27 protein-coding genes, 1 tRNA gene and 1 riboswitch are annotated in these 26,407 nt (G+C 74.2%); of the genes, 13 read left to right on the top strand and 15 right to left on the bottom strand.

The features are described from left to right. Positions 1 to 927 precede the first annotated feature (927 nt). Together BD833_RS14090 and BD833_RS14085 are read left to right on the top strand one after the other, a co-directional pair. Complete coding sequence (locus tag BD833_RS14090) at positions 928 to 1,233, top strand: helix-turn-helix domain-containing protein (RefSeq protein ID WP_166533749.1); 306 nt, start codon at positions 928 to 930, stop codon at positions 1,231 to 1,233. Positions 1,234 to 1,304: 71 nt separating this feature from the next. After that, positions 1,305 to 2,516, top strand: a complete 1,212-nt coding sequence (locus tag BD833_RS14085) for a tyrosine-type recombinase/integrase (RefSeq protein ID WP_166533748.1) — start codon at positions 1,305 to 1,307, stop codon at positions 2,514 to 2,516. A gap of 79 nt (positions 2,517 to 2,595) precedes the next feature. Here the strand turns inward: BD833_RS14085 and BD833_RS14080 are convergent. From BD833_RS14080 to BD833_RS14070, 3 genes are all read right to left on the bottom strand, one after another. After that, positions 2,596 to 2,668: transfer RNA gene (locus tag BD833_RS14080), tRNA-Ala, on the bottom strand. A gap of 106 nt (positions 2,669 to 2,774) precedes the next feature. Continuing rightward, positions 2,775 to 3,188, bottom strand: coding sequence for a VOC family protein (locus tag BD833_RS14075; protein ID WP_166533747.1), 414 nt, complete (start codon positions 3,186 to 3,188; stop codon positions 2,775 to 2,777). Between the two features lie 10 nt (positions 3,189 to 3,198). Continuing rightward, positions 3,199 to 3,633: a helix-turn-helix domain-containing protein gene (locus BD833_RS14070; RefSeq protein WP_208092661.1), complete on the bottom strand. Its 435-nt coding sequence runs from the start codon at positions 3,631 to 3,633 to the stop codon at positions 3,199 to 3,201. 224 nt (positions 3,634 to 3,857) lie between these two features. Between BD833_RS14070 and BD833_RS14065 the strand changes: the two genes are divergently transcribed. Together BD833_RS14065 and BD833_RS14060 are read left to right on the top strand one after the other, a co-directional pair. Beyond that, positions 3,858 to 4,586 carry an NUDIX domain-containing protein gene (locus BD833_RS14065; protein ID WP_243737662.1) on the top strand — a complete coding sequence of 243 codons (729 nt, stop codon included), beginning with the start codon at positions 3,858 to 3,860 and terminating at the stop codon, positions 4,584 to 4,586. A gap of 73 nt (positions 4,587 to 4,659) precedes the next feature. Next, entirely contained in the window at positions 4,660 to 5,532 is an 873-nt protein-coding gene (locus tag BD833_RS14060) for a PhzF family phenazine biosynthesis protein (protein WP_208092660.1), read from the top strand. Positions 5,533 to 5,599: 67 nt separating this feature from the next. Here the strand turns inward: BD833_RS14060 and BD833_RS14055 are convergent, their stop codons facing one another. Further along, the gene (locus tag BD833_RS14055) at positions 5,600 to 6,379 is read right to left on the bottom strand and encodes a M23 family metallopeptidase (RefSeq protein ID WP_166533746.1); all 780 of its coding nucleotides are present in this window, start codon (positions 6,377 to 6,379) and stop codon (positions 5,600 to 5,602) included. Positions 6,380 to 6,831: 452 nt separating this feature from the next. On the opposite strand from BD833_RS14055, the gene BD833_RS14050 reads away from it, so the two are divergent. From BD833_RS14050 to BD833_RS14035, 4 genes are read left to right on the top strand one after another with little or no spacing between them, the layout of a single operon-like run. Beyond that, positions 6,832 to 8,436, top strand: a complete 1,605-nt coding sequence (locus BD833_RS14050) for a mannitol dehydrogenase family protein (protein ID WP_166533745.1) — start codon at positions 6,832 to 6,834, stop codon at positions 8,434 to 8,436. 44 nt (positions 8,437 to 8,480) lie between these two features. Beyond that, positions 8,481 to 9,263, top strand: a complete 783-nt coding sequence (locus BD833_RS14045) for an HAD family hydrolase (RefSeq protein ID WP_243737661.1) — start codon at positions 8,481 to 8,483, stop codon at positions 9,261 to 9,263. Further along, entirely contained in the window at positions 9,260 to 10,393 is a 1,134-nt protein-coding gene (locus tag BD833_RS14040) for a CDP-glycerol glycerophosphotransferase family protein (RefSeq protein WP_166533744.1), read from the top strand. Before BD833_RS14045 ends, BD833_RS14040 begins: the two co-directional genes overlap by 4 nt. Beyond that, positions 10,371 to 11,210 carry a phosphocholine cytidylyltransferase family protein gene (locus tag BD833_RS14035; protein ID WP_243737660.1) on the top strand — a complete coding sequence of 280 codons (840 nt, stop codon included), beginning with the start codon at positions 10,371 to 10,373 and terminating at the stop codon, positions 11,208 to 11,210. The genes BD833_RS14040 and BD833_RS14035 overlap by 23 nt, the downstream gene beginning before the upstream one ends. Positions 11,211 to 11,244: 34 nt before the next feature. Here the strand turns inward: BD833_RS14035 and BD833_RS14030 are convergent, their stop codons facing one another. The 5 genes from BD833_RS14030 to BD833_RS14010 all read right to left on the bottom strand — a co-directional run bounded on the left by BD833_RS14030 (position 11,245) and on the right by BD833_RS14010 (position 16,214). Then, positions 11,245 to 12,327, bottom strand: a complete 1,083-nt coding sequence (locus tag BD833_RS14030; RefSeq protein ID WP_166533743.1) for a hypothetical protein — start codon at positions 12,325 to 12,327, stop codon at positions 11,245 to 11,247. Further along, positions 12,324 to 12,986: an SCO family protein gene (locus tag BD833_RS14025; RefSeq protein ID WP_166533742.1), complete on the bottom strand. Its 663-nt coding sequence runs from the start codon at positions 12,984 to 12,986 to the stop codon at positions 12,324 to 12,326. Before BD833_RS14025 ends, BD833_RS14030 begins: the two co-directional genes overlap by 4 nt. After that, complete coding sequence (locus BD833_RS14020; RefSeq protein WP_208092658.1) at positions 12,983 to 13,720, bottom strand: YcnI family protein; 738 nt, start codon at positions 13,718 to 13,720, stop codon at positions 12,983 to 12,985. The genes BD833_RS14025 and BD833_RS14020 overlap by 4 nt, the downstream gene beginning before the upstream one ends. 77 nt (positions 13,721 to 13,797) lie before the next feature. Continuing rightward, on the bottom strand, positions 13,798 to 15,570 hold the full coding sequence (locus tag BD833_RS14015; RefSeq protein ID WP_166533740.1) for a copper resistance CopC/CopD family protein: 1,773 nt from the start codon (positions 15,568 to 15,570) through the stop codon (positions 13,798 to 13,800). Beyond that, positions 15,567 to 16,214, bottom strand: a complete 648-nt coding sequence (locus tag BD833_RS14010) for a zf-HC2 domain-containing protein (RefSeq protein ID WP_166533739.1) — start codon at positions 16,212 to 16,214, stop codon at positions 15,567 to 15,569. The genes BD833_RS14015 and BD833_RS14010 overlap by 4 nt, the downstream gene beginning before the upstream one ends. A gap of 70 nt (positions 16,215 to 16,284) precedes the next feature. On the opposite strand from BD833_RS14010, the gene BD833_RS14005 reads away from it, so the two are divergent. The 4 genes from BD833_RS14005 (at position 16,285) to BD833_RS13990 (ending at position 19,881) form a co-directional block, all read left to right on the top strand. Then, a complete protein-coding gene (locus BD833_RS14005) occupies positions 16,285 to 16,848 on the top strand; it encodes a sigma-70 family RNA polymerase sigma factor (RefSeq protein ID WP_166533738.1) in 564 nt (187 codons plus the stop codon). A 107-nt stretch (positions 16,849 to 16,955) separates the two neighbouring features. Further along, positions 16,956 to 17,573 (top strand): DUF47 domain-containing protein, encoded by a 618-nt coding sequence (locus BD833_RS14000; RefSeq protein ID WP_166533737.1) that lies wholly within the window; start codon positions 16,956 to 16,958, stop codon positions 17,571 to 17,573. Between the two features lie 21 nt (positions 17,574 to 17,594). Further along, complete coding sequence (locus BD833_RS13995) at positions 17,595 to 18,596, top strand: inorganic phosphate transporter (RefSeq protein WP_166533736.1); 1,002 nt, start codon at positions 17,595 to 17,597, stop codon at positions 18,594 to 18,596. 268 nt (positions 18,597 to 18,864) lie between these two features. After that, positions 18,865 to 19,881: a sulfite exporter TauE/SafE family protein gene (locus BD833_RS13990; protein WP_166533735.1), complete on the top strand. Its 1,017-nt coding sequence runs from the start codon at positions 18,865 to 18,867 to the stop codon at positions 19,879 to 19,881. 19 nt (positions 19,882 to 19,900) lie between these two features. Here the strand turns inward: BD833_RS13990 and BD833_RS13985 are convergent, their stop codons facing one another. Both BD833_RS13985 and BD833_RS13980 read right to left on the bottom strand, forming a co-directional pair. Next, positions 19,901 to 20,884 carry an NAD-dependent epimerase/dehydratase family protein gene (locus tag BD833_RS13985; RefSeq protein ID WP_166533734.1) on the bottom strand — a complete coding sequence of 328 codons (984 nt, stop codon included), beginning with the start codon at positions 20,882 to 20,884 and terminating at the stop codon, positions 19,901 to 19,903. A gap of 66 nt (positions 20,885 to 20,950) precedes the next feature. Continuing rightward, the gene (locus tag BD833_RS13980; protein ID WP_166533733.1) at positions 20,951 to 21,445 is read right to left on the bottom strand and encodes a DUF5994 family protein; all 495 of its coding nucleotides are present in this window, start codon (positions 21,443 to 21,445) and stop codon (positions 20,951 to 20,953) included. A 372-nt stretch (positions 21,446 to 21,817) separates the two neighbouring features. Next, a riboswitch (cyclic di-AMP (ydaO/yuaA leader) is annotated at positions 21,818 to 21,936 on the top strand. Positions 21,937 to 21,956: 20 nt separating this feature from the next. Here BD833_RS13980 and BD833_RS22765 point away from each other — a divergent pair. Further along, a complete protein-coding gene (locus BD833_RS22765) occupies positions 21,957 to 22,595 on the top strand; it encodes a LysM peptidoglycan-binding domain-containing protein (protein WP_208092657.1) in 639 nt (212 codons plus the stop codon). A gap of 70 nt (positions 22,596 to 22,665) precedes the next feature. Here BD833_RS22765 and typA read toward each other — a convergent pair whose 3' ends face one another. The 4 genes from typA to BD833_RS13955 all read right to left on the bottom strand — a co-directional run bounded on the left by typA (position 22,666) and on the right by BD833_RS13955 (position 26,280). Beyond that, positions 22,666 to 24,558 carry a translational GTPase TypA gene (typA, locus tag BD833_RS13970; protein WP_166533732.1) on the bottom strand — a complete coding sequence of 631 codons (1,893 nt, stop codon included), beginning with the start codon at positions 24,556 to 24,558 and terminating at the stop codon, positions 22,666 to 22,668. A 101-nt stretch (positions 24,559 to 24,659) separates the two neighbouring features. After that, a complete protein-coding gene (locus tag BD833_RS13965) occupies positions 24,660 to 25,001 on the bottom strand; it encodes a hypothetical protein (RefSeq protein WP_166533731.1) in 342 nt (113 codons plus the stop codon). 12 nt (positions 25,002 to 25,013) lie between these two features. Next, positions 25,014 to 25,775, bottom strand: coding sequence for a DsbA family protein (locus tag BD833_RS13960; protein WP_166533730.1), 762 nt, complete (start codon positions 25,773 to 25,775; stop codon positions 25,014 to 25,016). Then, entirely contained in the window at positions 25,765 to 26,280 is a 516-nt protein-coding gene (locus BD833_RS13955) for a MauE/DoxX family redox-associated membrane protein (RefSeq protein ID WP_166533729.1), read from the bottom strand. The genes BD833_RS13960 and BD833_RS13955 overlap by 11 nt, the downstream gene beginning before the upstream one ends. Positions 26,281 to 26,407: the final 127 nt, after the last annotated feature.

Below are 26,407 nucleotides of genomic sequence, written 5' to 3'. Positions count from 1 at the left end.
GCAAATGTGGGAGTCAGACCGCCCCGGACCCGGCGTCCGTGCCCCGCAGCCTGCCCGGGAGGGACCGGTTACGGGAGCCCGATTCCATCAATGCATGAGGTGTGTCGCTTCATGACCTATTCCGGTTCGGCATCTGATTTGGGGAGCGAAGGCCATCCGCGGGCGAGTGCCCGAGCTTGTGCAGTGGACCTTGCGGCTGTAGCCAAGAGGAAAGGATCCCGAGTAGTTCTCGGTGTCTGTCCGCCAGCGCGGCCGCCGCGTGGAGGCCACGGTGAGGGGTGACATCGCGCTGCCGCGACGATGACCTTGCCGAGGACGCGTCGCTGCCATGGGCGCGGACGAGTCCGGGAAGCTCCGTCCGGTGGGATAACACCCGCTCGACTCCTGAACACCGGCCAGAAGTCGTGTGGGCTAGACCGACCCTGGTCCCCTGTCTTCTGGGACGGCGGATCCGCAAGGCGGCCACGTTGCGCGCAACCCGGGCGCCGGCGTCACCTCCTGGCCGCTCAACACGGCCGGATGGTGGTCGTCAACCTCAGACGGTCGGACCTCATGCGCCCACTCCGTGGCCGGGCTCGCGAAGTCCGCCAGCACGCCGAGCCCCGGGCCATGCGGACCCAGGCGCGCCCGGCCCGACGATGCCCGCGTTGCGCATCGCCAACCTGCCCGAGCGCCTACGACCGCATGGCCCGCCGCAGCGCTCGACATACAGGAGCAGGACTGGAGACACGCGGGAAAGCACCGGGTGGACGAGAACTCTGAGGATGTCGGCCTCAGGCGATGGGGCCCTTCACTGCAGGAGAACCGGAGACGAACAGGAGATCGCCGTTGCACTGTCACCAATCCGGCGCGAACGACGCCTTTCCAGGTAGGCGTGCCGCATCGAACGCCGGCGAGCGAGACCGGACGCCTGAGGAGGAGGCCGCCATGGTTGATGCGCAGCGACCTCAGGAGCTGCTGTCCAGCGACCAGCTGCTTCTAACGCCCGAAGAGGCCGCCCGGGTCCTCCGAGTCGGCCGCACCACCGTCTACGCCTTGATGAAGGCCGGCGTCCTGCTCCCCGTGCACATCGGCCGCAGCTGCCGGATCTCCCGCGCGGAGCTCGAACGCTACGTCCGGCGGCTCGAAGCTCCCCCATCCAGTGCCTCTCCTCGACCAGGTGGGAACCGGCGGACTACCACGAACCAGCGCGCCTTGTTCGAGTTCGACCCCCAACCGGGGGAGCCGGCCTGACCTGTGCATTACCAATTCCCGGTGTCAGTGCACACGGCGACACTCGACGCCGGCCACGCAAGGAGCGATCGATGACGAACGTCGAGGAACAAGGCGGCACGACCCCGGGGCGTCGGAAAGCGCCGGAGACCAGGAAGCGTGCCAGCGGCGAATCGTCGATCTATCAGGATGAAGACGGTCGGTGGCACGGCTTCGTCTCGATGGGCAAGAAGGAGAACGGCCGACGGGACCGACGGCACGTCTCAGGGGCGAGGCGCGTGGACGTCGTAGCTAAGGTCCGGGCCATCGAGGCCAAGCGTGACGCCGGCTTCGTCGAAGCAGCCGGCCGGGCTCTCCTCGTCGCCGAATGGCTGAACCACTGGCTCGACAACATCGCAGCCCGCAAGGTCCGAGCCAGGACGCTGGAGAGCTATCGCAGCACTGTCCGGCTACACCTGACGCCGGGCATTGGACACCACCGGCTCGACCGGCTTCAGCCGGAGCACCTGGAGCGCCTCTACGCCGCGCTGGCCGACAAGGGGCTGAGCCCGGCCTCCATCCTGCGCGGGCATCGTGTGCTGTCCCGCGCACTGAAGGTTGCCTCTCAGCGCGGCAAGGTCGGGCGCAACGTGGCCACCTTGGTCGATCCACCCACAGTCAAGCGGCCGCAGACCGCGCTGCCCCTCAGCGCGGATGAGGCGAGGCGAGTGATGGCGGCCGCAGGCGCACACCGCAACGCCGCGCGGTGGACCGTCGCGCTGGCCGTAGGGCTTCGACAGTCGGAGGCTCTCGGCCTGTGCTGGGCAGACGTCAACCTGGACGAGGGCACACTCACCGTCCGGCGCGGCATTCACCGCGTCGCCGGGCAAGGCCTCGTCTACGAGGAACCAAAGGCCGAGCGCAGCCGGCGCACGCTGGCCCTGCCGAACCAACTCGTCGAGGCACTCCGCACCCATCGATCGGCCCAACTTGAGGAGCGCATTACCGCCGGTTCCCTCTGGGAGGACGACGACCTCGTCTTCGCGCAGGCCAACGGGCGGCCGATCGAGCGAAAGTCGGACTGGCAGGCATGGAAGGCCCTCCTGCATGAGGCAGGTGTGCGGGACGTGCGCCTGCACGACGGCCGGCACACGGCAGCGACGCTGCTGCTGTCCGAGGGGGTGCACCCACGGGTCGTCATGGAGGTGCTCGGCCACGCACAGATGCGAACCACCACGGACACCTACAGCCACGTTCTGCCCGCCCTCGGCCGCGACGCCGCCGACCGAATGGGCAACGCACTGTGGGGACCGCCGGCACCGTAGCGGCTCCAGTGGCCACCACGCTGGCACCAGAAACGACTCAGGCCGCTCCCCCAGAAGGAGAACGGCCTGGTCATCGGGGTGGAGCTGAGGGGACTCGAACCCCTGACCCCCACACTGCCAGTGTGGTGCGCTACCAGCTGCGCCACAGCCCCGAACCCGGCCCGGTCTGGTGTGTCCGAGCCGGGAACGACTGTACAGCCCTGCCCGGCGGGACCGACGCAGGGGGTCGGCGGCGCACCGGACGCGGCGGACCGGCGCTCAGCCCTGCGTCAGCTGCGCGACGCGCACGTGGTTGCCGAACGGGTCGCGGAGCCCGAAGTCGATCCCGTAGCCGCGGTCGACCGGCTCCTCCGTCACCTCCACCCCGCGCTCGCGCAGCTCGGCGTGGGTCTTCCACGCGTCGTCGCAGGTGAAGAAGAGGTGCCCGCCGGAGGCGCCCTTGCTCACCAGCTCGCGCACCTGGGCGGCCGTCTCCTCGCTCATCGAGGGCGCGCCGGGCTTCTCCAGGAGCACCGCGTGCCCCGGGTCGGTGGGCAGGGCGACGGTCAGGAACCGCATCGGCCCGAAGTCCATGTCGGTCTGCACCTCGAAGCCGAGCTTGCCGACGTAGAAGTCGAGGGCGGCGTCCTGGTCGGGGACGTAGATCTGGGTGATGGAGATGGTCTTCAGCATGGGCGGAACGCTAGGGACGGAGCCGCTCCGGACGCTTCTCCGGAACTGCTCGATCCGTCGCCGGCCGGGCCCAGGCCATCGCGAAGCAGGTGGGCACCGGCGGCAGCGGGCCACGCCGCCGGTGGGCGCTCGGCGGCTCGCCGACGACGTCGCGGAACACCCGGCTGAACGTGCCCAGGCTGCTGAAGCCGACGTCCATGCAGATCTCGGTCACGCTGCGCTCGGTGCAGCGCAGCAGGAACATGGCCCGCTCCACCCGGCGCCGCTGCAGGTAGCGGTGCGGCGTCTCGCCGAAGGCGGCGCGGAAGGTGCGGATGAAGTGCGCCTCCGACACGTGGGCGATGCGGGCGAGCGTCGGGACGTCGAGCGGCTCGGCGAAGCGGCGGTCCATGGCGTCCCGCGCGCGCAGCAGCCGCCGGTTGCTCTCCTCGACGGCGCCGGGCACGCCGTGATCACACCACGGAGGGCGGCGAGGCGGCACCGCTGACCACGGCGAGGACGTCCCGCGCGCGGCAGAGCGGGCGGTCGGCACCGACGGGCGGGAAAAGATCTCCCGCGACCGAGCCCGGGCGGGCATGCTTCCTGGTCGGCGACGGGCGGATCAGGGAGTACTGGATCGGGTTCCGGCGGGAGGTCGCCACCGCGCCGGGGCGACGGGAGGAAGAGGCCGTGCTGCAGCAGGACCAGTCCGACGAGGTGCGGGCCGGCACCGGGACCCCGGCCACACCACCGCCGGGGCGGCCCGGCATCGACGTCCCCGACCACCGGGGACGGACCGGCCTGGACCGCGCGGGCCGGGACCTCACCCGGAACCCGCGCGTGGTGGTCCGCGACGTGGAGCTGGTGTCCACCGGCTGGCACGTCCTGCGCCGGACGACGTTCGACTACCAGCACGCCGACGGGCGGTGGTCCCGGCAGCAGCGCGAGACCTACGACCGGGGTGACGGAGCGACGATCCTCCTCCACGACGTGCGGCGCCGGACCGTCCTGCTGTCCCGCCGGTTCCGCTATCCGGCCTACGTGAACGACCACCCGGACGGGATGCTCGTCGAGGCGGCTGCCGGTCTGCTCGACGGCAACGACCCGGAGGCGGCGATCCGCCGGGAGACCGCCGAGGAGCTGGGCGTCGACGTCGGCGAGCTGACCCATGTGTTCGACGCCTACATGAGCCCCGGCTCGGTCACCGAGCGGCTGCACTTCTACGCCGCCCCCTACACCGCCCGCGACCGCACCGGTCCGGGCGGCGGGCTGTCGGCCGAGGGAGAGGACATCGAGGTCCTGGAGGTGGACGTCGACGAGGCGCTGGCGATGGTCCGGGACGGCCGGATCGCCGACGGCAAGACGATCATGCTGCTGCAGTGGGCGGTCCTGGAGGGGCCGTTCCGCGCCGGCGCCTGACGTCCGCACCCGTCCCCCACCGGCGATGGCCGCCCGGTCCCCGCCCGGCCCGAGCACCCGTGGAGCCCGACCGATGCCGATGCCCGAGAGCCCGACCGGCGCCGCCCCGGAGATCCTGCGCTACACCGCCTTCAGCACCGACCCCGCCGGCGGCAATCCGGCCGGGGTGGTGCTGGACGCGACGTCGATGACGCCGGACCAGATGCTGGCCACCGCGGCCGAGGTGGGGTTCTCCGAGACCGCCTTCCTCGTGCCTCGCGAGGACGGGTTCGACGTCCGGTACTTCAGCCCGCGCGCCGAGGTGAGCTTCTGCGGGCACGCCACCGTCGCCTCGGCGGTGGCCCACGCCGAACGCCACGGCGCGGGGCAGCTCCGGTACCTCACCGCGGCCGGCCCCGTCGACGTGCTGACCGGCCGAGCCGCGGACGGGTCCTGGCAGGCCACGCTGACCAGCGTGCCGCCCAGGACGGCTCCCCTGGACGACGACGACCGCCGTGAGCTGCTCGGTGCCCTGCGCTGGTCCGAGGGCGATCTCGACCCCGCCCTCCCGCCGAGGGTGGCGTTCGCCGGCGCCTGGCACCCCGTGCTCGCCGCGGCGGCGCCGGACCGGCTGGACACGCTGGACTACGACGAGGCGGCGCTCGGGCGGCTGATGGAGCTGCGGAACTGGACGACGGTCGCCCTGGTCCGGCGGGAGGACCCGACCACGTTCCGGGCCCGCAACCCCTTCCCGCCCGGTGGCGTGTTCGAGGACCCGGCCACCGGCGCTGCCGCCGCCGCGCTCGGCGGGTACCTGCGCGAGCTGGACGCCGTGACCGTGCCGGCGACCGTCACCGTCCTGCAGGGGGCGGAGATGGGGCGGCCGAGCCGGCTGGTCGTCGACATCCCGCCGGACCCGACCGCCGGCATCCGCGTCACCGGCAGCGCGGTGGCCATCCCCGGGTAGGACCGGGGTGCCGCGGCGGCACCTGTCGCGGCGGTGACGGCCGCGCGAGCGCCGGTGCGCGCCGAGCTCAGATCTCGACGCCGCGGGCCGCCAGCCACGGGATCGGGTCGACCTTCTTCCCGTCGAGCCCGCCCTGGTGCACCTCGAAGTGCAGGTGCGGGCCGGTGGACTGGCCGCGGTTGCCGAGCAGGGCGATGGTCTCCCCCGCCTCCACGTACTGCCCCGGCTCCACCAGGATCTTGTCCATGTGGCCGTAGACGGTGACGTCGCCGTTCTCGTGGAGGATGTAGACGGCCAGCCCGAAACCGCTGGCCGAGCCGGCCCGGAGCACCACGCCGTCCACCGCGGCGTACTCGGGCGTGCGCATGGGGGCGGCGAGGTCGATGCCGTAGTGGAAGGTGCCCCAGCGTCCGCCGTACCCGCTGGTGAGGCGGCCGTCGACGGGCAGGACGGCCTTCGGCCGGGCGGCCTCCGCGGCGGCGGCCGCGGCCTCCGCCTCGGCCTCGTCACGCGCGGCCCGGGAGGCCGCCACCTCCGCCAGCCGGACCTCGGCCTCCGCGACGGAGATCGACGCCTGCGGCAGCACCTCGACGCCCTCCTCCGCGGTGAGGAGCGTCTCCTGGGCCTCGGCCACGGAGGTGGCCTCGGCCGAGGCGGCGGGCGCACCGGGAACGCCGAGTCCGGCGGCCGTGATCCCGCCGAGGAGAGCCGCGCCGAGCAGCAGCGCCGGGCTGCGGCGGACGCGGGGCCGAGCGGCGCGGCGTGCCCGTCTGCGGCCGGTGGGGGCCGGTGCCGCCACCGCCCCGAGCAGCTCCGTGCGGGGCTCCTGGCCGATCCCTGCGTGCATGCACCTGTCCGTCTTCGCGTGGGGGGAAGCCTGCGCAGCCCTAACGGGGCCGCACCCATCGAAACATTCCGTGACCCGTTCGTGACCGGGTGTACGGCGCGTCGTTTTCGACACGCCGCCGTGACCCGCACCACAGGTCTCATCGGGCACAGCAGTCACAGCCGTTACTGACAGCCGTGTCATTCGACCCCGCCTGCACCGACGCGACGGGCATCGGTGATCATGGACACGCAACCAAGCGTTCGCCCGCCGTTTGCCCGGCGCCGGAAACGGGCATTGCCCCTCTCCGGCGCGCAATCACCTGCGCCGTCCCGGCGCCTGCCGCTGCCGCGATGCGGCGCCGGACCTTGTTGCGCGACACCCGGCCACACCCGTGTACTGCTGACCCAGCCGTTCCCGGAACGGGGCGGACCGGTGCTGCCGCGCCCACGGACGAGAGAAGGAGGGATGCGATGTCACAGGCCGAGCTCCTGCACCTGCCCACGACCGCACCCGCTCCTGCGGGTCCGGTACCGGCGAGCGCAGGCTTCCCCGACCAGGCCGAGGGGCCCAACGTCGTCGCGGCCGCCGAGATCCACCCGCTGACCGACGCCACCCTGGCCCTGCACGAGGGCCAGCTCAGCGTCCCGACCTACGACCGCTCGGCGCTGACGCCGGCCGTCGTCCACTTCAGCGTCGGCGGGTTCCACCGTGCCCACCAGCTCCTGTACTTCGACGAGCTCGCCGAGCGCCGCGTCAGCGACGGCTGGGGCGTGGTCGGCGTCGGGCTGCACAGCCGGACGATGAAGGACGCGCTGGCCCCGCAGGACCACCTCTACACCGTGGTCGAGCGCAGCCCCGACGGCGAGCGGGCCCGGGTCGTGGGCGTCATGGTCGACTACCACTTCGCACCCGACGACCCCGCCGCCGTCGTGGACCTGCTGGCCGACGAGCGCACCCGCATGGTGTCGCTGACCATCACCGACAGCGGCTACCGGCTCGACGCGCGGACCGGCCTCTTCGACGCCGACGACACCGACATCCGCTGGGACGTGGCGCACCCGTCCCGGCCGCGCACGGTGTTCGGCTTCCTCGTCGAGGCGCTGGACCGCCGTCGCCGCGCCGGGCTGCCGCCGTTCTCCGTCGTCTCCTGCGACAACATGCACCGCAACGGGGACGCCGCCCGCGCCGCCGTCGTGGGGTTCGCGCGGCTGCGCGACGAGGTGCTCGCCCGCTGGATCGCCGACCGGGTGGCCTTCCCCAGCAGCATGGTCGACCGGATCACCCCGCACACCACCCCGGAGGAGCGGGAGGCGGTCGCGCAGCGCTACGGCGTGGACGACCGCTGGCCGGTCATCACCGAGCCGTTCTCCCAGTGGGTCATCGAGGACACCTTCTCCGCCGGCCGCCCGCCGCTGGACTCGGTGGGCGTCCGGTTCGTCGCCGACGTCGGGCGCTACGAGCTCATGAAGACCCGGCTGCTCAACGCCAGCCACTGCGCCCTGGGCTACCTCGGCTCGCTGGCCGGCCACCCCAGCCTCGACCACGTCATGGCCGACCCGGTCTTCGCCCGCTACGTCACCCGGCTCATGGACGCCGAGGTGACCCCGCTGCTGCCCCCGCCCGACGGCATCGACCTCGCCGACTACAAGCGCAGCCTGCTGCGGCGGTTCGCCAACCCGGCCATCGCCGACGGGCTGCCGCGGCTGTGCCGGCGCGGCTCGACGAAGATGCCGCACCACCTGCTGCCCTCGCTGCGCCAGGCGATCGAGGAGAACCGGCCGCACGGCCTGCTGACCCTCGCCGTCGCCGGCTGGTTCCGGTACCTGCGCGGCACCGACGAGGCCGGCCGGCCGGTGCCCGTCGAGGACGTGCTCGCCGAACGGCTGCAGCGCCTCGCCCGGGCCGGCGGTACCGATCCGCGACCGCTGCTCGGCGAGACCTCGCTGTTCGGTGACCTCGGCCGGCACGAAGCCTTCGTGGCCCAGCTGCAGGAGGCCCTGATCGCCCTCGACCGGGACGGCGTCCGCGCCACGACGACCGCGCGCACGCTCGCCCCCGCGGCGCAGCCCCGGTGACCCGCCCCTCCCCCGTTTCCCCGCCCCCGAAGGGAGCCTCCCTGGTGCCGAGCCTTCCGCCGACGCTCATCGAGCGGGTGCAGTACCTGCTCTGCGACGCCGACGGCAACCTCTTCCCCTCCGAGGAGCCGGCGTTCGACGCCTCCGCCGAGGTGACCAACGCGTTTCTGGCGTCCGTCGGCATCGACCGCCGGTACACCGCCGGCGAGCTGCGGCAGGCCGCCACGGGCATGAACTTCCGCTCGACGGCGGCCGCGCTCGCCGCCGCGGCCGGCGTGACCGGCGTCGACGTCGAGCCGTGGGTGGCCGAGGAGCGGCGCGCGGTCACCGCGCACCTGGGCGCCACGCTCCGGCCGCACGACCCCACCCTCGCCGCGCTGCACGCGCTCGCGGAGCGGCTGGAGCTGGCCGCGGTCAGCTCCAGCGCGCTGTCCCGGCTGGCCGCCTGCTTCACCGCCACCGGGCTGGACGAGCTGATCCCGCCGGCGCGCCGCTACAGCGCCGAGGACTCGCTGCCCACCCCCACCAGCAAGCCCGATCCGGCGGTCTACCGGCACGCCTGCGCCGCGCTGGGCATCGAGCCCGGGCAGGGGCTCGCGGTCGAGGACGCCGTCGCCGGCGTCCGGTCGGCGGTCGGCGCCGGCTGCCCCACCGTGGGCAACCTGCTGTTCGTGCTGCCCGAGGAGCGGGCCGAGCGCGCCGAGGCGCTGCTGGCGGCCGGGGCGCTGACCGTCGTGGCGTCCTGGCAGGAGCTCGCCGACCTGGTGCTGCCGGTCCTGGCCGGCCGGGCGCCGGCCGCCGGCCCGCTGACGGAGGTGGCCCGGTGAAGATCGTCTACGTCGCCTTCCGCGGCCACTTCTCCGACAGCCCCCGCGCGCTCTACGAGGCGCTGCTCGCCCAGGGCGTCGACGCCACGCACACCTGGCTGTCGGCGCCGCACACCGCGGCCACCTTCCCGGCCGAGGTCGAGACGGTGACCTTCGGCAGCCCCGAGTGCATCGCTGCGCTGGAGGGCGCCGACCTGGTCATCTCCAACGACCACATCCCGCTGGACTGGGAGAAGCGGCCGGGGACCACGTACCTGCAGACCTGGCACGGCACCATGCTCAAGCGCATCCACAACGACGTGCTCTGGGCGCCCGAGGGCCGGCTGGCCTACCTGGACCAGGACATCGCCCGCTGGGACCTGCTGCTCTCGCCCAACGCGGTCACCACCGAGCGGCTGCGCAAGGCCTTCGGGTACACCGGCCCCATCCACGAGACGGGGCTGCCGCGCAACGACCTGCTGCAGAGCCCCGACCGGGACCGGCTGCGCGCCGAGGCGCGCGCCGACCTGGGCGTCGGCGAGGACCAGACCGTGGTCCTCTACACGCCGACCTGGCGCGACGACCTGGTGTTCGAGGGCAGCGGGGAGCGGGACTTCGAGTTCCCCATCGACCTCGAGGAGTTCGGCACCCGGCTGGGCGGGGACCACGTGCTCCTGCTCCGGCTGCACAACATGGTCATGAGCCGGCTGGAGATCGCCGAGGGCTCCGCCGTCCGCGACGTGTGCAGCCACCCCGACATCCGGGACCTGTACCTGGCCGCCGACCTGATGGTCACCGACTACTCGTCGACGATGTTCGACTTCGCCATCACCGGCCGGCCGATGCTCTTCTACACCTACGACCTGGACCGCTACCGTGACCAGCTCCGCGGTTTCTACTTCGACCTGGCGGAGGTCGCCCCCGGCCCGCTGGTGTCGACCAGCAGCGAGCTGGTCTCGGCGATCGCCGACATCGACGCGGTCTCCGCGGCGCACGCCGAGCGCTACGCCCGGTTCCGCGAGACGTTCTGCCACCTCGAGGACGGCGCCGCCACCCAGCGCGTCCTCGACCTGATCCTCCCGGCCGCAGCCGCGTCCGGGCAGACCACCAGCACCAACCCTGAGGGAGATGATGTCCGTGCGGACCGGTGACCACGTGTTCGACCCCGTCCGTCGGGGACTGTCGCCCTACCTGACCCGCACCCCGGCCGGCCGGCAGTCGGCCTCCTCCGTGCAGGTGATCATCCTCGCCGCCGGGATGGGCACCCGGCTCGGCCGGCAGGAGCCCAAGCCGCTGACCCGGCTCACCGACGGGCGCAGCATCATGCAGCGCCAGCTCGAGGGGCTGCGCGCCGTCCTGGGCGCCGAGGTGTCCATCACCGCGGTGGTCGGGTTCCGCAAGGACCTGATCATGGATGCGGCGCCGGACCTGACGTTCGCCTACAACCCCGACTTCGCCGTCACCAACACCTCCAAGAGCCTGCTCCGGGGGCTGCGCAGCACCCGTGAGGGCGGCGTCCTCTGGCTCAACGGCGACGTCGTGTTCGACCCCGCCGTGCTGGAGCAGACGCTCCCGCAGCTCGCGGCCGACCAGAGCTTCGTCTGCGTCGACACGAACACCGTCGCCGAGGAGGAGGTCAAGTACACCCTCGACGAGGACGGCTGCATCCGGGAGCTGTCCAAGACCGTCCGCGGCGGGCTCGGCGAGGCCGTGGGGATCAACTACGTGTCGGCCGCCGACAAGGCGACGCTCATGGAGCACCTGGACTCCTGCTCGCACGAGGACTACTTCGAGCGCGGCATCGAGACGGCGATCACCGAGCGCGGGCTCCGGGTGCGACCGGTCGACATCTCCGGCTACGACGCCGTGGAGGTCGACTTCGAGGACGACCTGGCCCGGGCCAACAGCCTGCTCGGGGGCCGGGCGCCTGACATGGACGCGCCGAACATCGTCGCCGACATCGTCTGAGTCGTCGCCCGACCGATCCCCGCGGGGGCCGCTTTCAGGCGGTCCCCGCGGCGGCCCGGCCCGGCGCCGGCACACCCGCGGGGGCCCCGCCGGTGTCGCGGAACCGCCGCACCGCGGCGATCCCACCCGGCACCAGCCCGACGCCGAGGGTGGCGAGCAGGGCCACCGCGATCCGGGCGGGGGCGTCGGGACCGGCGGAGAGCACATTCGCCGACCAGAGCACGTCGACGTCCGGCAGTCCCTGGACGAGCAGCAGCCAGCCGGTGACGACCGCCAGCAGGCCGGTCATGGCCCCTTGCCCGCGCCAGGCGGCGCGCAGCCCCAGCACCGCGCAGAGCAGCGTCGCGGCGGCCGGCATGAGCGCCGAGACGACGGCTCCGGTGTGCGAGCCGGTGGTCACCGACGGCTCGGGGGTGGTGAGCGCGTGCCAGAGCGCCGCTAGCGCCCCGACGGCCAGCAGGCTGCCGAGCAGCCGGGGGCTGCGGGCGACCAGGCCGGCCGCGACGGCGAGAACCAGCAGCGCCACGACCGGCGGCCACACGACCCAGGGCGCCGGCGGCGGGCTCCAGGTCAGCACCCCGGCGACCTCGGCCTCGACGCCGCCGTGCCGGACCGGCACCACCCACTCCGCGACGACGTGCTCCCGGCCGGGGTCGGCGGCCACCTGCGGGGGCAGGACGCCCTCGCTCATCCAGTGCGTCCGGTGGTCGTGCCAGACGTACTCCGGCCGGGTGGAGACCTGCTGCCACTCCGGGGTGGCATCGGAGTCGGCGGACGCCGGCAGGCTCGTGCGCCCGTAGCGGTCCAGGTTGATCCAGGTGGCCGGGCTGTGCACGTTGCGCCAGACGCCGTCGGCCCCGATGCGCAGGTAGGGCTCACCGGAGTAGCCGGGCACCAGCACCTCGGTGTCCGAGGCGTTCACCAGCTCGAGCTCGTCGCCGAACTGCAGCACCCGCACGCTCACGCCCGGCAGCTCCGGGGTCACCGCCATCACCTGGCCGTCGAAGTCGCTGCCGGCCGCCTCCCCGCCCACGTGCGCCGACGCCGGCACGGCCGGCGCCAGCAGGGCCAGCACGCCGGCCAGGACGACGAGCAGCCGGCCGAGCCGGCGGCTCACGCGCCGGCCACCAGCTCGAGGTCCGCGGCGATGTCCTCCCACGGGGTGCCGGCGAGGAAGGCGACGTCGGCCTCGTCGTCGGCGCCGTACAGCAGCAGCTGCGTCGAGTGGAGGCGGCCGTCGTCCTCCGCCTGCGGCACCCCGGCCGACAGCTGCGCCTGCTCGATGGCCGCCTGGTCGCCGGTCAGCCCCACGAAGGAGGTGGGCAGGTCGGCGTCGAAGCCGCCCAGGTACTCGCCGAGCACCTCCGGGGTGTCCGTGGCCGGGTCGGTGGTCACGAAGACCACCTGCACCTGCTCGGCCAGCGCGGGGTCCAGCTGGCGCAGGGCCACGGCGACGTTCGCCATGGTGGTCGGGCACACGTCGGGACAGTCGGTGTAACCGAAGAACAGCAGCGTGGGCCGCCCGGCGGTCTCGGCCGCGAGGTCGTAGGGCTCGCCGGAGGTGTCGGTGAGGGTGAACGACGGCTTCCGGTAGGGCTCCGGCAGGTCCAGCCCCGCGTAGGTGTCGTCCGGTCCCTCCACGACGGCCGGAGCGCCGCCGCTGTGGTCGTGCGCCTCGGTGGCGCCGGTGTCTGCGGAGCTCCCGCAGCCGGCCAGCAGCACGCCCGCGGCGAGCAGCAGGGCCGGCGCGGAGCGGCGGCGGGCGGCGGGCGTCACGAGGACACGGTACGTCGGGAAGCCCGCACGCCGAGGACGACACCGGCGAGCCCGACCAGCAGCGCGAGGATCGCGACGAAGAGCGCGATCGCGCCCGGGTCGCTCCCGTGCTCCGAGGCGTGGCCGTCGTCCGCGGCGGCCTCGGTGACCGGGGCGGTCGTGGCCTGGGCGGCGTCCCCGCCGGCCGCGGCGGTGAGCGACAGCACCGGCGCGGGGCGCTCGGGCTCGGCCTGCCCGGCGACCGTCGGCTCGATCCACGCCGCTTCGCTACCGTCGCTGTAACTCTGCACCGCGGGGAAGCTCAGCTCCTCGGCGTCGGGCAGCGGGCCGCCGGACAGGGCGAACTCCTGGAACTGGCCCGGCGCGATCCCGCCGTCGGTCGCGCGGTACTCCACGAGGGAGACGTAGGAGCTGATCTCCCGCCCGTGCACCTCGATCGGCTCGGCGAGCTCGGAGGTCGACGTGGTCACGGTCCAGCCCGGCACCGGCTGGGCTCGCAGCGACCCCATGGCCGCCTCCTCGGGGATCTGGATCCGCAGCGCGACGGTGCTGGCGGTGTCGCTCTCGTTGGGCACCCGGAAGGTGAACTTGCCGTAGCCCCCGGCAGTGGCGTCGGCGGAGGAGACGGTGACGTGCGCGGCGGCGGCGCCGGCTCCGGCGGTCGCGGCCACGAGGGCGGTCAGGGCTGCCAGCAGCAGGACGGCGAGCCGGACGAGCGGGCGGGGCAGGGACACGGAACTCCTGTTCATCGGACGGATCGGGGCGGTGCGGATCGGGGCGGTGCGGATCGGGGCGGTGCGGATCGGGGCGGTCAGCGGACGGCGATGTCGGTGGTCGCGGTGAGCGCGGTGAACTCGTCGAGCCGGACGGTCGTGGTGAGCGTCCAGGTGCCGGCGCCGGGGATGCTCATCCCGTCACCGACGAAGTGCCCGGGCCCGGCCGGTTCGAGCTCGACGTCGAGCGGGCCGATCTCCTGGCTGCGCTCGGTCAGCGTGACCCGGATCTCCGCGGGCTGGGTCAGCCGGCCGGCGTCGTCGAAGAGGTACAGGTGCAGCGCGTTCTCCCCCGGCCGGGCGGGGTCGACGGAGACCTGGAGGCTGCCCGAGGTGCCGGCGCTGCCCTCCAGCGGCAGGACGACGTCGACGGGCTGGGCCAGGGCCGTCCGCGCCGGCGGGGTGGCGACCAGCACCGCGGACAGGGCGAGGACGACGGCGGCCAGGCCGGCCTCCAGCAGCAGCGAGCGGCGCAGGGCCGGCGCGTGCTCCGCGGCGTTCTCGGCCTGCGCCCGGTCCCGGCCGGCGGCCGCGAGCTCCTCGGGAGCCGGCTCGGCCGCGGCGGCGGGGGTAGCGGCGAAGGCGTGCACGGTCACGGGCCGGCGACGCCGGCGCCGGCGGACCCCCAGCCGCTGCTGCACCCAGACGCGGGAGACCCCCGCCGCGGCCAGCACGACGGCGACGAGCAGCAGCTTGACCAGGAGCAGCCCGCCGTAGGTCGTCTCCACCAGCGCGGTCGGCGAGCCGATCTCGCGGATCGACTGGACGATGCCCGACACGACGAGGGCGACGACGGACCCGAACGCCAGGCGGGAGAACGCCGGCACCGCGGTGGCCACGGCAGCGGGAGCCGGCTCCGGCCGCACCACCCCGGCCAGCAGCCCCGCCAACCCGCCCAGCCAGACGGACATGGCGCCCACGTGCACGGCGGCGGCCAGCACCGCGAGCACCGGCCAGGGGCCGGCGACCGGGTGCCCCACCGCGGCGGTGGCGACCACGAGGCCGGCGGCCAGGACCCCGGGCAGGACGAGCCGCCCGGGGCTCCCGGCGCTCCCCCGCCGCCACACCGCGCGCAGCGCGGCCAGGAGCGCCAGCGCCAGGACCACCCGCGCCAGCGCCGCCCACCCGACGCCCGACCGGGCGGTCGCCGCCAGCAGCGCGGGATCGGCGACCGCGCCCACCCCTGCCCCGGCCGCGTAGGGCCCCTGGAGCAGCGCGGTGGCCACCGCCGCTGCCGCGACCGCGACCGCTCCCCCGGTCGCCATCCGGCGCAGCCGCCCGGACCGCCAGCCGGCCGGCCAGCACGTCGCGGCGAGGACCGGCACCCCGATCGCGAGGGCGAGCCCCGCGTAGCCGACCCAGCGCGCCACCGGCAGCAGCACCCCGACCACCGGGTCGGTGGTGCCGGCCACCTGCGCCCCCGCGGTCAGTAGCTCGCCGTCGCCGACCGCGAACGAGAACGCACCGGCCACCGGGTGGGAATCCGCGGAGATCACCCGGTACGTGACCAGGTAGCCGCCGTCGGGGAGGTCGCCGCGCAGCGGGACGGTGAGGACGTCGCCGTCGACCGTCGCGGTGCCGGCGTCCACCCGCTCCTGGTCGGCGCCGAGCACCCGCGCGTACCCGGCCCCCAGCGACACCCCCTCGCTGAAGCGGAGGGTGACCTCCTCGGGAGCCTCGTCCAGGCGGGCGCCCTCCCCCGGATCGGTGGCGACGAGGGTGGCGTGCGCGGCGGCCGGGCCGGCCGTGCCGATGCCCACGGCCAGCCAGCCGGTCACCAGCAGGGCGAGCAGCGCAGCGGTACGCCTCACGCGGTCGCCGTCGCCGGGCGGTCGGAGAGCGCCGGCAGGGACCGCCGCCGGCCCCGCCAGGCCGCGGCCGCGATGAGGACGACGCCCGCGACCAGCAGCAGGTGCGCGGCGGCGCGGTCGGCGTGCACGTGCCCCGCCCCGAGGTCGGCGAGGGTCACCGGCAGCAGGAGCGCGGTGAACGAGCCCAGGAACGGCAGCGCGCCCGCGGCCAGCCGGGGCGCGGCCGCGACGGCGAGGAAGGCGGCCGCGACGGCGAGGTTCCAGGCGCCGCTCTCGCGGGTGATGTGCACCGGCGCGCTCATGGCCCCGGTGCCGGAGACGAGCACCGGCAGGGCCAGCATCGCCTGCGCGACACCCAGACCCAGCAGCACCAGCCGCAGCGCGGTGTCCGCGAGCCGCGCGCGGGCCGCGGCCCGCGCGCCGGGGAGCTCCCGGGGCAGGGCGCCCAGCACGGCGACGGTGAGGTCGGGGACCGGGGGCGCGGCGGCCAGCCGCGCGCGGCGGGTCACCCGCTCCGCCTCGGACGACCAGGCGGCGCAGGCGGCGCACCCGTCGAGGTGCGCGTCGAGCTCGGCGGCGGGCATCCCGAGCGGCTCGCCGTCGAGACGCGCGGACAGCGCCTCGCGGTAGGTCTGGCAGGGCATGGTTCATTAGTCGTCACCGGACACCGTCCGGTTCCCGCCTGCGGGAATGACGCCGATCACACCCGGGGACATGGACGATCTGGCACGCGTGGCCGCGGACGCCGCCGAGGGCGACCCGCTGGCCGCGGCCACCCTCGTGCGCTCCACGCAGTCCGACGTGTGGCGGCTGTGCGCCGCGCTGGTCGACCGGGACTCCGCCGACGACCTGACCCAGGAGACGTACCTGCGGGCCTTCGCGTCGCTGCACCGGTTCGAGGGCCGCGCCGCGGTGCGCACGTGGCTGCTCGCCATCGCGCGGCGGGTCTGCGCCGATGCGCTGCGGTCCCGCCGGCGGCGGCGCCTGACGCTGGTCCGCGAGGCGGCCGACCTGGAGCTCCTGGCGCCCGGAGGAGCCGCGGACGCCGTCGCCGAGGGCGCAACGGTGAGCGACCTCCTGGACCGGCTGGCCCCCGACCGCCGCGAGGCCTTCGTCCTCACCCAGCTGCTGGGGCTGTCCTACGCGGAGGCGGCCGAGGTGGCCGAGTGCCCGGTGGGGACCATCCGCTCGCGGGTGGCGCGGGCCCGCGCCGACCTGCTCACCTCACTCGCCCGGGTGGAAGACGGCCCCGGCACGGGAGACACCGCACACAGGTGACGCCCCGGTGAACGGGGGGTGACCGACGGGCGACCTATGCTGCCCGACGGCCCTGCGTCCGCCGCCCGCTGACGGCAGCCGTGCCGACCCCGAGACGGAGCCTTCGCGTGCCCTTCAGCCTGACGCCCAAGGACTCGAGCTTCTACCCGCTGTTCACCGCTTCGGCGGAGAACCTGGTGACGGCGACCGAGGTGCTGGGTGAGTTCGTCCACGACCACGTCCGCCGCGCCGAGCTCGCCGTGCAGCTCCGCGACCTCGAGCACGTCGGTGACCAGTCGACGCACGCGATCTTCCGGGCGCTGAACACCAGCTTCGTCACCCCGTTCGACCGGGAGGACATCTACCGGCTGGCCAGCGAGCTCGACGACGTCATGGACTTCGTCGAGGCCGCCGCCGACCTGGTCGTCCTCACCGGGCTGGGCACGCTGCCGGCCGAGATGAGCCAGCAGGTCTCGCTGCTGCAGCGCTGCGCCGAGACCACCGCCGAGGCGATGCCGCGGCTGCGCACCATGAAGGACCTCTCCGACTACTGGATCGAGGTCAACCGCCTGGAGAACGAGGCCGACAAGCTCTACCGGCGGCTGCTGTCCCGGCTCTACAGCGGCGAGTTCGACGCCCTGGAGGTGCTGAAGCTCAAGGAGGTCGCCGACCAGCTCGAGGGGGCGGCCGACGCGTTCGAGCACGTGGCGAACGTGGTCGAGACGATCGCGGTCAAGGAGTCCTGACGCCCGGATGGACCTCAGCTGATGGATCCGGCGTTCGTCGGCCTGGTCGTCATCATCCTGGTGGCGCTGGCGTTCGACTACACCAACGGCTTCCACGACGCGGCGAACTCCATCGCCGTCGCCGTCTCCACCAAGGCGCTCACCCCGCGGGTGGCGCTCGCGCTGGCCGCCGTCATGAACCTGGTGGGCGCGCTGATCTCCACCGAGGTCGCGAAGACCGTCGGGGCGGGGATCATCGAACCGCCGCAGGGCAACGACGGGCTGGAGATCGTGTTCGCGGCGCTGATCGGCGCGATCACCTGGAACATGATCACCTGGTGGTACGGGCTGCCCTCGTCCTCCTCGCACGCACTGATCGGGGGGCTGGTCGGTGCGGCCCTGGCCGCGGCGCACGGGGTGCAGTGGGCCGGCGTCCTCGACGACGTGATCGTTCCGATGATCGTCTCGCCGCTGGTCGGCTTCGGTCTCGGCTACCTGTTCATGCTGGCGCTCCTGTGGACCTTCCGCCGCGCGCACGTGTCGAGGGCGAACCGCAACTTCCGCACCGCGCAGATCTTCAGCTCGGCGACCATGGCGCTGGGGCACGGCATGCAGGACGCCCAGAAGACGATGGGCATCATCACCCTGGCGCTGTTCACCGCCGGGGAGATCGTCAGCTTCGAGGTGCCGTTCTGGGTGGTGCTCGCCGCCGCGGGAGCGATCAGCGCGGGCACCTACGCGGGCGGGTTCCGGATCATCCGCACGATGGGCAGGCGGATCATCCAGCTCACGCCCACCGGCGGGTTCGCCGCGCAGACGGTGGCCTCGAGCGTCATGGTGACCACCGCGACGGTCTTCGCCGTCCCGGTCTCCACCACGCACATCACGACCACCTCGATCATGGGCGTCGGCTCCACCCGCCGGCTGTCCGCGGTGCGCTGGGGCGTGGCCGGCAACATCGTGCTCGCCTGGGTGGTGACGCTCCCCGCGGCCGCGGCGGTCGCCGCTGTGGCCTTCTTCGTCACCGACCTCGCCGTCGGCTGACGCTCCCGCTCGCGGGCCTCGCCCGCCGGTGTCCCACACGCTGGACACCGGCGGGCGCATAAGTGCATCGATCTGGTAGACATTGCGGCGTGATGCGGACGACGATGCTGCTCCTGGTGAGCCGCCGGCACGTCGATCTGCTGCGCGTCTGCACCGCCGCCTGTCCGGCCTGCTGATTCCCGCGCCGTCCCGGCGCTCCCTCGTCTCGCTCGCCCTCTCCGCGGTGCGCCGCTGCGCGCCCGCTGCATGAGACCCGGAGTCAGTACCCGTGAAGACCCTCATCCTGCTCGCCCTCGCCGGCCTCGGCGCCCAGCTCGTCGACGGCAGCCTCGGCATGGCCTACGGCGTCACGTCGACGACGCTGCTGCTGGCCATCGGCACCAACCCGGCCGCCGCGTCGGCCACGATCCACCTGGCCGAGATCGGCACCACGCTCGCCTCGGGCGTCGCGCACTGGAAGTTCGGCAACGTCGACTGGCGGGTCGTCCGGCGGGTCGGCGTCCCGGGCGCGCTGGGCGCCTTCGCCGGTGCGACGTTCCTGTCGAGCATCTCCACCGAGCTCGCCGGCCCGGTGATGTCGCTCATCCTGGTCTCGCTCGGGGCCTACATCCTGGTCCGCTTCACCCTGCGCGGCATCGACCGGCGCAACGTGGGCAAGCCGATCCGCAAGCGGTTCCTCGGCCCGCTCGGCCTGGTCGCCGGGTTCGTCGACGCCACCGGCGGCGGTGGCTGGGGCCCGGTGGGCACGCCGGCGCTGCTGGCCAGCGGCCGGATGGAGCCGCGGAAGGTGATCGGCTCGATCGACACCTCCGAGTTCCTGGTGGCGCTGGCCGCGAGCCTGGGCTTCCTCCTGGCGCTGGGGTCGCAGGGCATCGATCCGCTGTGGGTGGCCGGGCTGCTCGCCGGCGGGCTCGTCGCGGCGCCGATCGCCGCCTGGCTGGTCCGGCACGTGCCGCCGCGGCTGCTCGGCTCCCTGGTGGGCGGGATGATCGTGCTGACCAACGTCCGCACGCTGCTCACCAGCGACTGGGTCGCCGCCGGCGACGGCGTCCGGTACGCCGTGTACGCCGTGCTGGCCCTCGTGTGGGTCGCCGCGGTCGTGCACTCCTACCGCGAGTACCGCAAGGACCGCGCGGCCGAGTCCGCGGACGCGGTCGCCACCGTGGCCGAGCGCAACGTCGTCGCCGAGCTGCCGGGCGAGCTGTCCGACCGGGTGCCCGACGGGGCGCCGGTCGTCGACGGGCAGCCGGTCGGCGCCGGCCGGCCCAGCGCGCCCCGCGACTGAAGGGCGCCCAGGTCGTAGGTCAGGACCGGCGCAGCAGGTCGGCCTCCAGCTCGGCGGGCAGCCCCGGTCGCGGCAGCCCCATCGGCGAGTAGACCGGCCGCCGGTCGCCGGGCTGCCAGGCCCACGTGTCGGCGACCGTCTCCCGCAGCGGACGGCTCGGCAGCCCCAGCGCCCGCGCGCGGGTGGTGTCGACGTCCCAGGCCGTGCGCGCCGTCTCGGCGGGCAGCCACATCGGCAGGTGGATCCACGGCTCCACGCCCGCGGCGAGGAGCTCCGCCTCCGGTACGGGCACCCAGGTCGCATCGCCGCCGGTGACCTCCCGGCAGCAGTCGAGGAGCCCGCCGAGCGTCGTCATCCCCGCGGGCCCCGTCGCGTTCACCGCGCCGCCGCGCCCCTGCTCCACCCCGTCGACCAGCCAGCCGGCCAGATCGCGGGCGTCGACGAGCGCGATCGGCTGGGCCACCCCCTCCGCCGGGACGACGACCCGGCCGCCGCGGGCGATCCGCTCCAGCCACCACCCCAGCCGGTGGACGTAGTCGTAAGGGCCGACGACCAGGCCCGCGCGGGCGGTGAGGAAGCCCGGCCCCACGACGGCACCGATCTCGCGCTCGGCGAAGGCCTTGACCGGCCCGTAGTCGTCGTCCTCGGTGTCCCAGGTCGGCTCGTCGTCCTCCGGGCCGACCGGGCCGGGCGGCCAGCCGCGGTAGGCGTTGAGGCTGCTGACGAACGCGTACCGCGACACCCCACCCAGGGCAGCGGCGGCGTTGCGGGCCGCCGCCCGGGTGCGCGCCGAGGTGTCGACGACGGCGTCGGGCGCCCAGTCCGCCAGCGCGCGCGGGAGCGCCGCCGGGTCGTCCCGGTCCCCGTGCAGCGCCCGCGCGCCCGGGGCGGGGAGCCCGGACGTGCCACGGGTGAACGTGGCGACGTCGTGGCCGCGCTCGAGGGCCGCCGTCACGACGTGCCGGCCGAGGAACTGGGTACCGCCCAGGACGAGGATCTGCACGCCGGTCAGCTCAGCGCAGCGGCACCCCGGGCGTCCAGCCGGTTCGCGGCGGGCGTAGCGGCTCCCTCAGCCCGCGCGGGGGTACTCCGGCACCTGGGGCAGCGGGGTGGAGCGGGCCGCGGCGAGCACCATCTGCGGCGACGGCGGCAGCCCGCGCCGGGTGCACAGCCGCAGCGCCCGCGCGCCGGTCAGCACGTCGGTCTCCGGCGGGACCACCAGCAGGTCGGCCCGCCGGTTGCCGCCGCCCCAGGTGAGGCAGACGACCTGAGGGTCCATGCTGCGGAAGCCGCCGGCCCGCACGGTGCGGCCGAGCACCTCGAGCTTGCGGGGCGCGGGCTCCCAGGCGTCGAGCGCGTAGGTGAACCGCTCCACCCGGACGCCGCGCCGGTCGAGCGCGGCGATCAGCTCGGGCAGCTCCGTGGCGAGGTCACGGCTGCGGGGGAACCAGGCGCCGTCGAACGCCGACCCACCCGATCCCGCGTCCGCCCGCAGGCTCACGCGGACGTCGATCCCACTCCGGAAACCCTCGGTCACCGGAACCGTGCGGGTGGTCGTCGTCATCAGCGCTCGGCCGCCTCTCGTCGCTCGCCGTCGGGCACCGCAGGGATGCCTCCGAGACGAACGTAGGGGGCGGCGCACCGCCGCGGCCGTGCGGCGACGACGGGCGGGTCGCGGCTGCACGGCCGGTCATCACGATTCGTGACCTGCCGAGCACGGACCCGCGGGGACGTCGCCCGGTGGTCGCCCGCCCCTCCCCGGTGATCCTTTCGGACACTTCGTCGGCGCCCCATGACGGTGCGTCAGACCTCGCGGGCCGGCCGGCGATAGCCGGGCTGCGGCCTTGCTGCCCGGGGTCCCCCTCTGCCTACCGTGCGCCGTCCGCCATCGGCGGACCCGGATGGCGGACCGCCGAACCTGCCCACCGCCACCGGACCTGTACCCGACGGGCAGGCGCGGGGGACCCACCGATCCTGGCCCCTCCGGCCTCGGGGTTAAGCCGCAGCATCGCGGCCGGGCAGCTCTCGCCCGAACCCGACAGCTAACCCCGCAGGCGGCGAGAGGCTCACCTCCCATGCTCAAGCGCACCATGGGGCGATCCGGTCGCCCCGCTCGCACCTCCGCCATGGCCCGTCCGGTCGTGGTCCTCGCGGCAGCAGCCGCGCTGTCCCTCGGGATCGCCGGTCCCGCCCAGGCCCACCCGGGCGCCCACACCGTCGTCCCCGGCGATACCCTCAGCGGGCTGGCGGCCGCCCACGGCACCACGTGGCAGACCGTCTACGCCGCCAACGTCGCCGTCATCGGCGCCAACCCGAACGTCCTGCGCGTCGGCCAGGTCCTGCAGATCGGAGGCACCGGCGGGACGACGACCACGGACACCACCGCCTACGGCGCCTGGGACCCGCACGTGCGCCCCGCGGTCGCGGAGATCGCGGCGCAGTTCGGCATCGGGACGGTGCTCACCCGCCCCGGCCACAGCCCGACCGCGGGCCGGGCCGCCGACTTCATGGTCTACGACGACGCGGCCACGGGGGGCGCGGTCGCCCAGCACGCCATCGACAACGCGGCGCGGCTCGGCGTCGAGTACGTCATCTGGCAGCAGCACATCGCCGGCTCGTGGACGGGCTGGGCGTGGCAGGGCATGGCGGACCGCGGCTCGCCGACGGCCAACCACATGGACCACGTCCACGTGGCCTTCGTGCCGGCGCCGTAGGACCCGCGGACGCCACGGAGCCCCCGTCCGGAGGTCCGGACGGGGGCTCCCTGGGCCGCGCGGAGGCGGATCAGACGGGCTTGGGCTTGCGGTTCTTCGCCTTGCCGCGCTCGGTCTGGTCGAGCACCACCTTGCGGATGCGCACCGTCGCCGGCGTGACCTCGACGCACTCGTCCTCGGCGCAGAACTCCAGCGCCTGCTCCAGGTTGAGCACCCGCGGCGGGATCAGCCGCTCGAGCTCCTCGGAGGTGGACTTGCGCATGTTGGTGAGCTTCTTCTCCTTGGTGATGTTCACGTCCATGTCGTCCGGACGGGAGTTCTCACCGACGATCATGCCCTCGTAGACCTCGGTGCCCGGCTGGACCATCAGCTGGCCGCGCTCCTGCAGCGAGAACATCGAGTACGTCGTCGCCAGGCCCTGGCGGTCGGCGACCAGCGACCCGGTGGGCCGGGCGCGCATGTCACCCAGCCACGGCTCGTAGGCCTCGAAGTTGCTGTTGAGGACGCCGGTGCCGCGGGTCTCGGTGAGGAACTCCGTACGGAAACCGATGAGCCCGCGGGACGGGACGAGGTACTCCATCCGCGCCCAGCCGGTGTCGTGGTGCACCAGGTTCTCCAGCCGACCGCGGCGGGTCGCCAGCGCCTGGGTCAGCGTGCCGACGTACTCGCCCGGGGTGTCGATGGTGACCCGCTCGACCGGCTCGTGCAGCTTGCCGTCGATCTCCTTGGTGACCACGGTCGGGCGGCCGACGGTGAGCTCGAAGTCCTCGCGGCGGAGCTGCTCGACGAGGATGGCCAGCGCCAGCTCGCCGCGGCCCTGCATCTCCCAGGTGTCGGGCCGGTCGGTGGGCAGCATCCGCACCGACACGTTGCCGACCAGCTCCTGGTCGAGGCGGTTCTTCACGAGGCGGGCGGTGAGCTTCTTCCCCGACTTGCCCGACAGGGGCGAGGTGTTGATCCCGATCGTGATCGAGATCGACGGCTCGTCCACAGTCAGCGGCGGCAGCGGCCGCGGGTCGTTCGGGTCGGCGAGGGTGTCGCCGATCATGATGTCCTCGATACCGGCGATGGCCACCAGTTCGCCCGGGCCGGCACTGTCGGCCGGGGTGCGGGTGAGCCCCTCGGTGACCAGCAGCTCGGTGATCTTGACGTTCTTGATCGTGCCGTCGACCTTGCACCAGGCCACCTGCTGGCCACGCTTCATCTCACCGGAGTGGATGCGCAGCAGGGCCAGCCGGCCGAGGAACGGCGAGGCGTCGAGGTTGGTGACCTGCGCCCGCAGCGGCTCCTCGGCGTCGTAGACCGGGGCCGGGACGGTGTCCAGCAGCGTCTTCACCAGCGGGGCCAGGTCGTCGTGGTCCGGCTCGGTGCCGTTCTCCGGGCGGTTCAGCGACGCCTTCCCGGACCGGCCGCTGCAGTAGACGATCGGGAAGTCGAGGTTGGCGGCGTCGAGGCCGGCGTCCTCCATGAGCTCCATGAACAGCTCGTAGCACTCGTCGACGACCTCGGCGATGCGCGCGTCGGCACGGTCGGTCTTGTTGACCGCGAGGATGACCGGCATCCCCTTCGCCAGCGCCTTGCGCAGCACGAAGCGGGTCTGCGGCAGCGGCCCCTCGGAGGCGTCGACGAGCAGACAGACGCCGTCGACCATCGACAGCCCGCGCTCGACCTCGCCACCGAAGTCGGCGTGACCGGGGGTGTCGACGATGTTGACGACGACGGGGTTGCCGTTCTCGTCCGCCAGGTGGATCGCGGTGTTCTTCGCGAGGATGGTGATGCCGCGCTCGCGCTCGAGGTCCATCGAGTCCATCACGCGGTCCTGCGTGGAGTCGTTGTCGGTGCCCTCGCCCTTGGCGCGGCCGAGCGCGCCGGCCTGGCGGAGGAGGGCGTCGACCAGGGTCGTCTTGCCGTGGTCGACGTGGGCGATGATCGCCACGTTGCGCAGGTCGTCGCGGGTGGGCATGCGGAAGGGCACCTCGGGAGTTCGGGAGCGCACCGCGCGGACGCGCGCGGGCATCAGGACAACAGCCGCAGCGGCCGCGACCTTCCTCCCACTCTAGGTGGTCAGCGCGCGGGCGCGGTCTCCCGCGACCGGTCGACCACCCCGAAGGTGACCCCTGCGGCGACAACAGTGACCAGACTCACGGCGAACCAGGCCGGGAACCCGGCGCCGAGCGCGAGCACGTGCGCCAGGACGAACGCCCCCACGTAGAGGGCCGCGAGGCCCGCCGTGACGGCGGGACCGCGCCGGCGGGCCGCGATCCAGCCCGCGCCGATGCCGCACACGGCGAACACCGCCCCGCCCAGCGCGCGGATCCCGGTGCCCTGGGCGATCCCGAACCCGGCCGCCAGCCCGACGGCCACGAGCAGCGAAGCGGGGATCCGGGCGAGGGCCGAGGTCGACATGCCCCCAGTGTCCTACCCGGCCGCCGCCACGGCCGCGGCCAGCCCGTCCGCGGTCAGCTGCGCGGGCTCGAGCGCCGTGCCGTCGACGAGGACGGTCGGGGTGCTGGTGATGCCGGCCTGCGACCACGCCTCGGTCACCCGCTCGGTCCAGTCCGCGAAGCGCAGGTCGCGGATGCCCTCCTCGACGGCCGCGCCGGTGGCGCCGGCCCGGGCGGCGTACTCGACCAGCTGGTCGTCGGAGAGCCCGGGTCCGCCCTCGGCGGGCTGGTCGCCGAACAGCAGGCCGTGGAACTCCACGAAGGCATCGACCCCGGCGGCGTCGAGCACCACCCCGGCCGCGTTCAGCGCCCGGGTCGAGTACTCGTCGGCGGACGCGTGGTCGAGGAAGGCCACCGGGCGGTAGCGGACCAGGGCGTCGCCGTCCGCGGCCAGCTGCTCCAGGGTCCGGCCGGTGGCCGCCTCCAGCTGCGCGCAGAACGGGCACTGGAAGTCCTCGTAGACGTCGACGGTCACCGGGGCGTCAGCCTCCCCCACCGGGATCGCCGTCCCGTCCGCCACCGTGCCCGCCGGCACGGGGGCGTCGGCGGCGGTGGAGCTGCGCCCGGTCTGGACGGCGATCACGACGCCCACCACGACGACGACCACGACCGCGGCCACCACACTGCCGAGGAGCGTCCTCTGGCGGCGCCCGGCCGTCGCCCGCGCGGCGGCCTCCGCCGCCCGCTGCTCCGCGATCCGCCGCCGTGCGGCCTCGCGCTTCGCGTCACCGGTCAACGAGCTCCTCCGATCGGTCGGCCGGCCAGGGAGCCCCGGCGGCGAGGGGGTTCCCGAGGGCGAGCCGGGACGCGGGGCGCCGGGCCAGCAGGAGGGCGACCAGCAGCAGGGCGCCGTCCCGGAGCACCTCGGTGAGGTAGCGGGTCTCACCGGCGGCGACCTCGCCGCCCCCGCCGAAGCAGCCGCAGTCGATCTGCAGGCCCCGGGCCCAGGCCGAGACGACCCCGGCCAGGAAGACCGTGAGCAGCACGGCCGTGGCGATCGCCGCCGTCCGGACGAACACCCCGGCCAGCAGGGCGAGGCCGACGACGATCTCCACCGCCGGGAGGCCGAACGCGACCGGGCTCACCAGCCCCTCGGGCAGCAGCCGGTAGGCCCGCACCGCCCGTTCCGCGGCCGCGGGGTCGGGCAGTTTCAGGGCCCCCGCGACGAGGAGCACCCCGCCGAGGAGGAACCGGGCCGCGGTCGCGAGCCACGGGCCGGCCGACGCAGGGCTCCACCTCATGCCGGATTAGTCGCCGTCCGCCCGGCCGGGGTTCCCGGCGTGATCCACGTCATAGGCAGGCCGGGCGCGCGAGGGCCCCGGACGCCATGGCGTCCGGGGCCCTCGAGCCGTTCGGGAGCGGTCCTCG

This window comes from Blastococcus xanthinilyticus (assembly GCF_008124835.1).
In the GTDB taxonomy this organism is placed as follows: domain Bacteria; phylum Actinomycetota; class Actinomycetes; order Mycobacteriales; family Geodermatophilaceae; genus Blastococcus; species Blastococcus xanthinilyticus.
This window is presented reverse-complemented; position numbering and strand designations above follow the sequence as displayed.

What these genes read in the sequence shown, in the direction of transcription:
- typA (WP_166533732.1), bottom strand. Translation starts at nt 24,558, where the DNA reads ATGCCCACCCGCGACGACCTGCGCAACGTGGCGATCATCGCCCACGTC.
- BD833_RS14060 (WP_208092660.1), top strand. Translation starts at nt 4,660, where the DNA reads ATGCCGATGCCCGAGAGCCCGACCGGCGCCGCCCCGGAGATCCTGCGC.
- BD833_RS14090 (WP_166533749.1), top strand. Translation starts at nt 928, where the DNA reads ATGGTTGATGCGCAGCGACCTCAGGAGCTGCTGTCCAGCGACCAGCTG.
- BD833_RS14035 (WP_243737660.1), top strand. Translation starts at nt 10,371, where the DNA reads ATGATGTCCGTGCGGACCGGTGACCACGTGTTCGACCCCGTCCGTCGG.
- BD833_RS13965 (WP_166533731.1), bottom strand. Translation starts at nt 25,001, where the DNA reads ATGTCGACCTCGGCCCTCGCCCGGATCCCCGCTTCGCTGCTCGTGGCC.
- BD833_RS14050 (WP_166533745.1), top strand. Translation starts at nt 6,832, where the DNA reads ATGTCACAGGCCGAGCTCCTGCACCTGCCCACGACCGCACCCGCTCCT.
- BD833_RS22765 (WP_208092657.1), top strand. Translation starts at nt 21,957, where the DNA reads ATGCTCAAGCGCACCATGGGGCGATCCGGTCGCCCCGCTCGCACCTCC.
- BD833_RS14085 (WP_166533748.1), top strand. Translation starts at nt 1,305, where the DNA reads ATGACGAACGTCGAGGAACAAGGCGGCACGACCCCGGGGCGTCGGAAA.
- BD833_RS13995 (WP_166533736.1), top strand. Translation starts at nt 17,595, where the DNA reads ATGGATCCGGCGTTCGTCGGCCTGGTCGTCATCATCCTGGTGGCGCTG.
- BD833_RS13955 (WP_166533729.1), bottom strand. Translation starts at nt 26,280, where the DNA reads ATGAGGTGGAGCCCTGCGTCGGCCGGCCCGTGGCTCGCGACCGCGGCC.
- BD833_RS14075 (WP_166533747.1), bottom strand. Translation starts at nt 3,188, where the DNA reads ATGCTGAAGACCATCTCCATCACCCAGATCTACGTCCCCGACCAGGAC.
- BD833_RS14010 (WP_166533739.1), bottom strand. Translation starts at nt 16,214, where the DNA reads ATGCCCTGCCAGACCTACCGCGAGGCGCTGTCCGCGCGTCTCGACGGC.
- BD833_RS14005 (WP_166533738.1), top strand. Translation starts at nt 16,285, where the DNA reads ATGGACGATCTGGCACGCGTGGCCGCGGACGCCGCCGAGGGCGACCCG.
- BD833_RS14055 (WP_166533746.1), bottom strand. Translation starts at nt 6,379, where the DNA reads ATGCACGCAGGGATCGGCCAGGAGCCCCGCACGGAGCTGCTCGGGGCG.
- BD833_RS13980 (WP_166533733.1), bottom strand. Translation starts at nt 21,445, where the DNA reads ATGACGACGACCACCCGCACGGTTCCGGTGACCGAGGGTTTCCGGAGT.